The organism is Candidatus Alkanophaga liquidiphilum, from assembly GCF_053996935.1.
On the sequence record NZ_JBMXYC010000027.1, the window covers coordinates 74902 to 84675 of the forward strand.

Consider the following 9774-nt stretch of genomic DNA (forward strand, 5'->3'; position numbering starts at 1 on the left):
ACACTGGTTGCACTTCGCAAACAACACTTGGTCCTATTTCCTTTTCTTAGCCCTCAGCAGATACGCAGCAGCCACTGCAACACTTGCAAGTAACACTTCAAAGCCTGGTGGCGTCGGGCTTGGCGTTGGTGTCCCAGTCGGGCTCGGCGAAGGCATCGGCGTTTCTACCAGCATCGGGGTTTCCAGCGGCGTTGCTGGTGGCACGCCCGTAAGCTCTATGGTAGCCTCATCACTTTTTCCACCTTCTTCCTCTGCTTTTATCCTGTATATCCCTGGAACCGCGTTACTCGTGTCTATTCTTGCGCCGAACCTACCGCCCTCCACGCTCACCACGGTACTTGGCAGCTCCGTAGGTCCAGAAATGCATGTTATTGCAACGAGCGTCCCGTTCTCTCTGTTCGTCGTGCCGCTTATCGTGATGGGCGTTCCCACTTCGACGCTCCCGACAGCTTCTATCTTCAGGTAAGGTGCGGAGACCACGAAGACCGTCACAGCAAACTTGTCGTCGCTACCCTTTGCGTAGAACGTCGCCTCACTGATGTAATCAAAAAGCTGCGCAGGACTCCTGCCCAGCAGCTCGTCGAGCTCGCTGTTGTTGTTTTCATTGTAACATTCCAGCAACGCTGAGAGGAGCTGCCCCTCTCTGGTGCTGCCGTAGCGGCGGTCGCAGCTGGGAATAGTCGCCACGGCGGTGTAAACGCCACTGCTGGCGTTTTTCGGGATGTTTATGCTAATTTCGAACTCGTTGTTACAAGAGACCTCTGAGGATGCCACATACAAGCCACCTTCCACGCCCATCGGCAGCGTCTCGAAGCCGTTTGGTCCTATGATGACGATGTCCACGCTGTCAGCGCCGTATGCAACGCCCTTCACAAAGTAGTTGTCGCCCTTAGCGACTTCGCATTTCGATTCAGTTATTGCGACCCAGGGCTCTATTAGCCGCACGGTAGCCGCCCCGGCGACGTCCAGCTCCGAATACACCTCCTCGACGTCGTCACCCTTCCCAATGTCCTCGACGTGGCAATCCACGTATGCCTTCACAACGTAGCTCCTCGCAGTTTTTCCTTTCGTGTCCCAATAGACTTCAAAGACGCCGCCGTCCGCCAGAGGCACGTCGTCAAGCTCCAAAATGTTGTCAATCACGATGTCCACGTCCCTGCCACCGCTCGCCTCGCCTCGAATTCTCACGAGCTCGCCGACGATGCCTATTTCTGGCACTTCCAAGCTCACAAATGCATGTTTAACCTCTATATCTAATTTTGCCGTTTCACCATCCTCGCCGAACTCGCCGTCGCCGTCGAGGTCTGCCTCCACGCAAACCGAATATGTTTGACTCTTGTTAAACTGCAGCGCAAACTCATAAACACCACTTTCATCAGTGACCGCAGCGAAACCGCCCTTCCAGAACGGGCTTGCGCTCATACTGCACGCTCGCTTCAACTCTAAGCCAAAGGGGTTGTCGTAGGCGGGAGTCATTAAAACAGTTTCGGGGTGCGTGACGTTGCACCTGAACGCAACTTCGGGCAGCGCCCGCACGACGAACCGAATACTTTCACCCTCCGCCACCGTCATCCTTCCAGCAGTAATTTCCAGCCAGCGAATTGTCAAATTCACAACGTTTGACGTGAGGCTCAAGCCTCGGGACATGCTGCTTATCGTCTCAGCCCAGAGTTCGTGCGTGCCAGCTTCCCACCCCTTTGTGCTTATCTTAAGGCTTGAAAGGTTGCTCACGGCGGTCGTCTTCAGCGTCTCCCTAATGCCATCGGGCGTCTCGTGCCGCACCCTCACGACGTCGTCCTCAGGCATCTGAAACTCTACGTCGAAACGTAAAAGAGCGCTGACAGCCACCTCCTTTACCTTTCGTCCCTGCTTGTCAACGACCTTTATTTCCAGTAGCGGGGAGTGGACTTCCACATGTTTTTTAAGGGTCGTGCCATTCTCAAGCGTGCACCTCAGCTCGTAGCTGCCAGCCTCCACGTTTACTTTCGTGACGGCGTATCCGCCGGCACTCGCCTCGACGGAAAGAACTTTTTCGGCGTTCTTATAAAGCTTCAGCTCGCTGCCCGGCTTTAACCCGGTAACGTTTAAAACCTCTCCGACATACAGAGTGTCCAGCTTTTCGGGGGCGCTCGCTCTTTCAGGAGACGCCGCCATGGCATTGCTAAGGAGAAGCACTGTAAATAAAACACCCAATATTGTTATCCTCATTCTACCTCGCCCCTCCCCCTCTCTTTAAGGCTAATAGTGCCCGGGAGGCATCAGCCTTGCGTAAATAGCACTTCATCCCGAACATATAAAAGATATACCCCGTCTCCCCTTATCTCATGAAAAAGAAATCAACAGCAACACTTTCTTAAACCCCAGAGCATATTGGCGCTGCTCTGCAAACAATCCCCACGAGCAAGCACAGCTTCCACTTCCTATTTCCGTCGTATTTAAATCGGAACAATAAAGATATAGTGAGGGGATGAAAATGAGTGAGGCGGATGTTATAAAAAAGTGTGTCGAGCTTCTTGACAAAATAATTGAGGATATGACGGTTCCGAGAAATATACGACGAGCGGCGACACAGGTTAAAAACGAACTTCTAAGTGGGAAGGAGTCGCTGGCAGTCCGAGCGACCTCTGCGATCTCGACGCTTGAGGAGCTGACGAACGACCCGAACATGCCGCTGCACGCCCGGACGACCATCTGGAGCATAGTGAGCCAGTTAGAGACGGTGGCTGTTGAGAAATAAAATAAGATGATAACTTTGGCGATAGCTGGGAAGCCAAACTCTGGGAAATCTACGTTTTTTAAAGCGAGCACGCTGATTGACGTAGAAATTGCGCCGTATCCCTTCACGACGGTTTCGCCAAACGTTGGCATCACGCACGTCCGCACGAAATGCGTCTGTAAGGAGCTCCTCGGCGAGTTCTGCGGGAATTGCGTTCGGGGTGAGCGGTTCATCCCCGTAGAGCTGATAGACGTCGCCGGGCTCGTCAAGGACGCCCACAAGGGGCGGGGCTTGGGCAACGAGTTTCTTGACAACCTGCGGCGGGCGGAATCGATAATTCACGTCGTCGACGCCTCCGGGAGCACGGATGCCGACGGAAATATCGTGAACATCGGCAGTCATGACCCGGTCGAGGATGTCGCCTTTTTTGAAGAAGAAATACGAATGTGGGTCTTTGGGATAATTCAGCGCAACTGGCGGAAGGTTCAGCGGCGGATCGAGCTTGAAGGGGCAAAAGCGGAGAGACTGCTGACCGAGCAGCTTGCGGGCGTCGGCATTACCGAGACGCAGATGAAGGCGGCGTTGTCCAAGACTATGAAGACCGCCAACGGCGACGTCAAAAATTGGGACGACGACGCCCTAAAGACGCTTGCGACGCACGTCGTCGAGGAGAGCAAGAAGATGCTAATAGCCGCAAATAAAATGGACATCGCACCTAAAGAGTTTTTAGAGAGGCTTAAGGCGCTCGATCGCATTGTAATTCCGTGCAGTGCGGAGATGGAGCTCGCACTGCGGACGGCGGCAAAGAACAACATCATAAAATACCTCGCTGGCGACTCGGATTTTGAAATCATAGCAGATGTTACTAATGCACAAAGGGCGGCGCTCGAAAGAATGCGGAGGCTGCTGCGGGAATTCGGGAGCAGTGGCGTCCAAGAATGCATAAACAGGGCAGTCTTCGACCTCCTCGACCACATCGTCGTTTATCCCGTTGAGGATGAGAACAAGCTCTGCGACTCCGTAGGTAGAACGCTTCCGGACGCCTTCCTCATGAAGCGTGGCAGCACAGCCAGAGACCTTGCATTCGCAGTCCATACCGAAATCGGACAAAGTTTCTTGTATGCGGTAGACGCAAGGACAAAACGCAGGCTCAGCGCCGACTACGCCCTGAAAAACAACGACGTGATTAAAATTGTCCATACAAGGTAACTCAGCCCCTAATAGCAATTCTTCTTAAGAAGAAGCAAGTGCTCACAGTGCATATCAGGATGGTGACGAAGATGACGACGAACGTGAGTTCTGAGATGATAAGGGCGTCCTGCATGCCTCTGGGAAAATGGTCTGCGAAGCTGAGGACAAGCGTCGCAAGAACCGCTGCCGCCAAGCCCCGGGGGAGCATGAAGCTCATCACCGCCGCATCCGCCCAGAGGTTGGTCCGCACGGTGCATACTAAGACCGAGATAATACGAGCGGCAAGTAATGTCAAGGAAATAAGGATGCCGTAAATTATGATGTCGGATTGCGACACTGAGCATATTGCGCCGAGATAGACGAAGAAGAACGCTCGTATAAAAAATGAAATTTCGGAGTGAAATGCGCGCATCGTTTCGTCAAAGCGCAATATTTCCCGCTCGTGCCTCAGAATATAAGCAATGCTCTCTTCGTTGCCGAGTGTCAGACCGAAGAGCAATGCGCTAACAGGGCCGCTCCCGCCGAGGCTCTCAACGATGCTGAACACGATGAACGCTGCAGCGAGCGTGAGCATGTAGGAGAACGGAAGTTCCCGCACCTTGTCAAGCACAAAGTACCAGAGGACGCCGGCGATAATCCCTATCATCCCGCCGACCGAAAACTTACTGATCGCATCTGCTATTATCGCAGACGGCAGAGGCTGCGGCGTGGCGAGCGACTCAAGAAGGGCTAACGCCGTTACTATCGCCAAAATCTCAGCGACCGTCGCCTCTAACCTCAGGACGGTGGCTGTCCGCTCTTTCAATCCCAGCCGCTTCACCACTGAAAACACGACAAGCGGCGTCGGATTTCCGACAATTGCGCCGAAGAGCAGCCCGTATAAAAGCTCCCAGCCCAAAAAGTGGACAGCAGCGAGCGCCACCGCAAACATGGAAAGCAAGAAACAGACGACCGCCAATAATATCGCATGAGCGCCGCCTTTTAACGCTTCGTATAAGTTCGTGTCCAAGCCGCCATCCACGAGAATTATGAGCAGCGCCACTTGCGAAAATATCGGGGCGAGCGGCATGAGCACCGCAGGCTCTATGACCCTTAAGTAAGAGCCAAGAAAAAGCCCGAAGATGAGGAGGAAGAGCGGGTCGGCGATGCCAGTCCTTAGGAAAAGGTAATTGACCACGAAGCCCAACACTATGATTATGCCCACCAAGAACAATATGAGCGAGGGGTCGGTAAGCTCCATACGTCAAGATTGTCGTCAATAAAAAAGTTTTTGGATGTTGTTGTCGGGCGAGCTGCCGCTGTTGCGGTGCGTTCGGGAGCGCTAGGGTGTTTTAGCGGCAGGCTTCGGCGTGCTCATGCGGCGCTACGCCCACTCGAAGCTCTTAGCTCTCAGTGCGTCCCCATAAATCTTGGCGAGTTTCAAGGCTCTGAGCATGGTGCTCCGCCGCTCAGCTTCGCGCTGCTGGAACGTCCTTATCGCCCGTAGCAAATCTATTTTGCGGAACTCCGGCCAGTAAGGGGCGCAGAAGTAGGCGGCGCACTCATTGCCGAGCGCCTGCCACGGTATGAAGTTGCTGAGCCGCAATTCACCGCCCGTTCTGATTATGAGGTCAACACCGCCGTTGCCGCCGCGGTCTCCGGCGGCGCCGCAGCAATCTGAGCCGATGCAGAGGTGCCTCGAAATTACGTTTTCGTCGATGTCCTCGACGCTCAGCTCGCCCCTTTTCACCTTTTCGGCGATGTAGCGTGCCGCCTCCACGATTTCTCGGCGTCCACTGTATGCGATTGCAATGTTCAGCGTGAAGTTCGTGTATTCGGCGGTGGAAGACTCCGCCCTTTTTATCGCTTGTTGCAGGTCCTCAGGGAGCAACTTTAGCTCTCCCACAGCCCTAACTTTTATCTTCTTCTCGTGTATGCGTTCGTTCTGGCAGACTTCCTCAAACTTCTCCTTTATCAGGCGGAAAAGCTCCTTTTTCTCCTCCTCGCTCCTGTTGAAGTTCTCGATTGAGAACGTGTAGAGGGTAAGCTGCCTCACCCCCAAATCAAAACACCAATCTATCACTTTGTTGGTAACCTCAGCGCCGTAGTAGTGTCCCTTGTGACGAGCTTCGCCTATCTTTTCGGCGTATCTTCTATTGCCGTCCATTATTATTGCGACGTGTTCAGGAATCTTCCCCTCTTTTATTTCCTCCTCAAGAAGCCGCTCGTAGCTGGCATAAACACGGGCTTGGAGCGCATCATGTAGCCGACTTGTGAGAAATACAAACCTCTCTAAGAACGGCACTCTGAACACGAATCTCGGGATGAGCCTCATGAAGAAAGACTTTAACGGCACACCTTAACATTCTCCGTCCCTCTTTAAAACTTTGTGGTCGTGTAGCGCTTTCGGATAACCTTTTCTCGTGACCTCCTCCCTCCATTGAGGGCATCCGCCGGATGCTTGAGGTTGGGGAGTGTGGTTCAGAACGAACCGCTCCCCTTCGAGCTGGGTCACGACAGCTCCTACCATGAGCATATAGCCCATGGCTCGTTTCAGTAGGTTCTTGGCTCCGTTCACATCCGCATTAACCTGATAGCCGCAGTCCTCGCAGATGAAAACTCCTTGGGAAGGTCTTTCCGTTCGCAGCGAGCCGCAGCGTGAACACTGCTTCGATGTGTTGTGCTCCGGAACTTCTATGACTAGGATGCCTCTCTCCAACGCCTTATACTTGATGTACTCCTTCAGGCGGTAGAACGGCATCGAATTCACCTTCCCGTTCTTCACCTTCCTCCCCTTGCCCTTGCTGTTGTTCCTGACCCCGTTTAGGTCGCCTATGGCGATTATTGCGTTGACCCTCCCAGCCTCGTCAACAATGTCCTTTGCTATCTTGTGAAGCTCATCATTCACCGTCCTTCGCTCCTTGTCTCCTATCTTCTTTATCGCCCTCTGCTTCTTCTCCCTTCCGAGCTTGCGCCTCAGCCAGAAATACTTTCCTCTAACCGCCCTCACTTTTCTGCCGTAGAACTTCGGTTTGCCGCGGTGCCGTGCCACCGACACGGCTACCCATCTCGCTCCCACGTCTATCGCTATGATGGATGCGTATTCTTTCTTCAGCTCGACATCCTTCTTGACCGTGACATGAAGGTAGAATTCTCCACCCTTCCTGACAAGTAGAGACTCACATACTTCACACTCCTCGAAATTGAAAGGTTGATGAGCAAGTGCGACTTTTACGCCCCCTCTCACACCTTTTACCCTTATCCTCGCCCAGTATTTGGCTATTTTAGTGTCCCTTCTTTGAATATCTATCAAATCTTTTCTTATTGGAACGCTTTTCATCCGCTTCGCTTTCTTGTATAGCCACTTCGCATCTTGCTTGTATGCTGAATATACACCTCTGTCTTCTCCCGTCTCAAGCCAGAGCTGGAAGTGATTATACTCCTTGTCGAGCAACTCCCTCTTCCGCCTCGTCAAGCCTACGAGCTTGCACCTGACCGTCTTCCTTACTTCCACCAAATTTTTAATAGAACTTTCTTACTTAGAAAACTTTCCCACCCGCCTCCCCTGCCGCCTCTTAAGGAGGGGATTAGCGGCAACATCGTCCTAAATCAATAGAACGAACTGCCTGCACAACAACCCGGCAAATTTCCTTCTTAGTTGAAAAACATGTCGGATTCATTTCTTATTCGAACTGTTTCCATCCCTGCATCACGCATCAAAGCCGCCTCTTGCCTCCCTCAGGCGAGACAGATGCAGCTCCTTTTCAATTTGTTCTTGGTGTTCTAAGTCGCCCGCCGTACCCTTAAAGCGCTGCGAGAGCGAGATGCAAGCGTCCTTGCGCCCGTAGCATATCAGCACGTCGCCGGGCTCGATTACGGTGTCCCCATTTGGTGCGCCAATGAACTTCTCCACGTCGCCGACCTTTCTGTATATTGCCAGAACCAAAACACCCTCCAAATCAAGCTTCAGGTCCCGCAGCTGCCGCCTGCTCATCCAGCTGTCGGACTTCACTGTAATTCTTGAGATGGTGTAGCCATGCCCCAGTCCGAGCAGCTGCTCATAGTCGTAGATCCGCAACGACGTCCACCTGTCCAGCGTCCACACTATCAGCCCCCTCGTCGCCCGATACACATATTCGGAGCTTGCCAAGACCCAAATGGCGAGCAGCCCTGCGGAGAGGATCAAAAGGCGGAGGGCAGCAGCTTCTCCTGTCTGCCCGACAAACGTGAGTATGAGAGTGGCAACGGTTGAGGTGATGCCGACGCTACCGAGAAGCATCAGGATGCGGACGACACGCCGCCTTACCGGGTGGGAGACTATAAACTCGGATTCAGAAGTCGTAAAGCCCACGCCTGAGAATGCGGACTGCGCCTGGAAAGCGGCAACATCCCGAGAAAGTCCAGTGAGTTCGAGCGCTATCGCCCCTATTCTCACGACCACTACTGACAAAACAATCACGGTCAGCAGCCCAAAAAGCGCTATCATTTCATTCCTCCTTTATGCAACACGCATCACTTGCCGGCATTTAAATTTCAACCGCAATTCCTAAAATTTCATTCGCGCCCCTGAAAACGTCCCTTGCGATGAGGGCGCAGCCCATTGCCGCACCGTATCTGGTTACGGAGCGAACCTTCCTTTTTAAGTACCATTCCACGGTGGCTCTGAAATCCTCACGCTCGCCGACGGCGCCCGTCGTGAAAAACTCAAAGCTATTAACGAACTCGGAAACGAGCACGCTCATTGCGCTCAACTCCATGGCGACGAACAGCGCTAGCGTCCGCATCGCCAACGCCTTGTCAGCTACGAAATGCGGTCTCGCAAACACGCCTCCTTTAGAAAAAGCCTCGTTCGCCGTCATTTTTCCGGAGTCGACAGCTCTGATGAGCCGTAGGTCCAAAGGTCCCTGTTTCGTGCCGGGGGCGAAAATGCAAGCGTCGAGAGCGCCCATAATACGGCTATTTGCAACTGCTACCGTTACGGTGTTCGAACTTACATCTGAGAACACGAAGTTCTCAAAGCCGCTTTTATAAATGAAGTAGGCGACACCGACCTTCTCAGGCGAGGCTCCGTGTGAAAAGAATTTCATCCTCTCATCTATTTCCGAGCGGGCGTGTATTCCGGGGATTAAGATTGCGGGGATCTTCGCCCGTTTTATGGCGTCAAAAACCCTCGTGCCACCGCCGACGAAAGTGCCGGCGCCACCCTCCAAAGAACCTCTGCCCTTAACGTCGCTCAGCCATCGTATCGTGGAGAATGCATCACCCATGGAATATGTCACAGCCACGAGCTTCCAATCATCCAGTTTCACGCCAAGCTCCGCTTCCACAGTGCTCAGAATTTCAGCGCCGCTCAATTTTGCTGCCGCCTCCCTGCGAAGCTCGAAAATTTTAGCTCCAGCTTCAAGCCTCTTAACATCTCCTTCCTCCACAACCTCAGGAATGCACGCGAACCGTATTGCGGCAGTTCCGTGGTCGATACCGACAAACATCGTTACCCATTGGCATGCGTGCAGAAAAATTGAGCGCCTTCCAAGTCGTGTCGTGAGCAGCAGCTAAACTTCTGCGACAGCAATGCAAATTGATTGCAAAGCAGGGCATTTTCATCTTCTCAGCTTACACAGCTCGCCTTAGTTTACTGCTGTGTTGCGTCGAGCTTTAGATGTTTGAAGCTAAAGGAAGTTCTAAGCGTCTCTTCGAACTCAGGGCGTTCGGCGAAGAAGAGGTGGCTTTCGCAGCGGCAGTCGCTGGCGCCGAAACGCTCGACGTGGGGGAAGCGTCCGTTTAGGAATTGCGCAACGTCGCACTCCGGGGCGTCGAGGAGGAGGACCGCCTCGACGCTCACGCCGTCGGCGTTCAGGAAATGGTCGATGTGCCAGCGCAGCTTCTTC

9 protein-coding genes are annotated in these 9774 nt (G+C 53.2%); 2 read left to right on the forward strand and 7 right to left on the reverse strand.

Annotated features, from left to right (window positions below; genetic code table 11):
* Window positions 1-33: 33 nt before the first annotated feature.
* The gene (locus ACXJJA_RS03785) at window positions 34-2208 is read right to left on the reverse strand and encodes a hypothetical protein (protein WP_456486895.1); all 2175 of its coding nucleotides are present in this window, start codon (window positions 2206-2208) and stop codon (window positions 34-36) included.
* A 259-nt stretch (window positions 2209-2467) separates the two neighbouring features.
* Here ACXJJA_RS03785 and ACXJJA_RS03790 point away from each other — a divergent pair, with 259 nt between their 5' ends.
* Together ACXJJA_RS03790 and ACXJJA_RS03795 are read left to right on the forward strand one after the other, a co-directional pair.
* Entirely contained in the window at window positions 2468-2737 is a 270-nt protein-coding gene (locus ACXJJA_RS03790; protein ID WP_456486896.1) for a stationary phase-response protein, read from the forward strand.
* 6 nt (window positions 2738-2743) lie between these two features.
* On the forward strand, window positions 2744-3925 hold the full coding sequence (locus ACXJJA_RS03795; RefSeq protein WP_456486897.1) for a redox-regulated ATPase YchF: 1182 nt from the start codon (window positions 2744-2746) through the stop codon (window positions 3923-3925).
* A 1-nt stretch (window position 3926) separates the two neighbouring features.
* Here the strand turns inward: ACXJJA_RS03795 and ACXJJA_RS03800 are convergent, their stop codons facing one another.
* From ACXJJA_RS03800 to ACXJJA_RS03825, 6 genes are all read right to left on the reverse strand, one after another.
* Entirely contained in the window at window positions 3927-5147 is a 1221-nt protein-coding gene (locus ACXJJA_RS03800) for a cation:proton antiporter domain-containing protein (protein ID WP_456486898.1), read from the reverse strand.
* A gap of 123 nt (window positions 5148-5270) precedes the next feature.
* Window positions 5271-6242 carry a polyprenyl diphosphate synthase gene (gene uppS / locus ACXJJA_RS03805; protein WP_456486899.1) on the reverse strand — a complete coding sequence of 324 codons (972 nt, stop codon included), beginning with the start codon at window positions 6240-6242 and terminating at the stop codon, window positions 5271-5273.
* Between the two features lie 3 nt (window positions 6243-6245).
* On the reverse strand, window positions 6246-7400 hold the full coding sequence (locus tag ACXJJA_RS03810) for an RNA-guided endonuclease InsQ/TnpB family protein (RefSeq protein WP_456486900.1): 1155 nt from the start codon (window positions 7398-7400) through the stop codon (window positions 6246-6248).
* 195 nt (window positions 7401-7595) lie between these two features.
* Window positions 7596-8372 (reverse strand): TrkA C-terminal domain-containing protein, encoded by a 777-nt coding sequence (locus ACXJJA_RS03815; RefSeq protein WP_456486901.1) that lies wholly within the window; start codon window positions 8370-8372, stop codon window positions 7596-7598.
* 40 nt (window positions 8373-8412) lie between these two features.
* On the reverse strand, window positions 8413-9375 hold the full coding sequence (locus ACXJJA_RS03820; protein ID WP_456486902.1) for a methanogenesis marker 12 protein: 963 nt from the start codon (window positions 9373-9375) through the stop codon (window positions 8413-8415).
* Window positions 9376-9518: 143 nt separating this feature from the next.
* Window positions 9519-9774: DUF123 domain-containing protein (locus ACXJJA_RS03825; protein ID WP_456486903.1), on the reverse strand; the 256-nt coding region annotated here is incomplete at its 5' end.

Bases quoted from the DNA above. Each gene is read 5' to 3' on its own strand.
- ACXJJA_RS03785 (WP_456486895.1), bottom strand. From the start codon at position 2,208: ATGAGGATAACAATATTGGGTGTTTTATTTACAGTGCTTCTCCTTAGC.
- ACXJJA_RS03790 (WP_456486896.1), top strand. From the start codon at position 2,468: ATGAAAATGAGTGAGGCGGATGTTATAAAAAAGTGTGTCGAGCTTCTT.
- ACXJJA_RS03795 (WP_456486897.1), top strand. From the start codon at position 2,744: ATGATAACTTTGGCGATAGCTGGGAAGCCAAACTCTGGGAAATCTACG.
- ACXJJA_RS03800 (WP_456486898.1), bottom strand. From the start codon at position 5,147: ATGGAGCTTACCGACCCCTCGCTCATATTGTTCTTGGTGGGCATAATC.
- ACXJJA_RS03815 (WP_456486901.1), bottom strand. From the start codon at position 8,372: ATGATAGCGCTTTTTGGGCTGCTGACCGTGATTGTTTTGTCAGTAGTG.
- ACXJJA_RS03820 (WP_456486902.1), bottom strand. From the start codon at position 9,375: ATGTTTGTCGGTATCGACCACGGAACTGCCGCAATACGGTTCGCGTGC.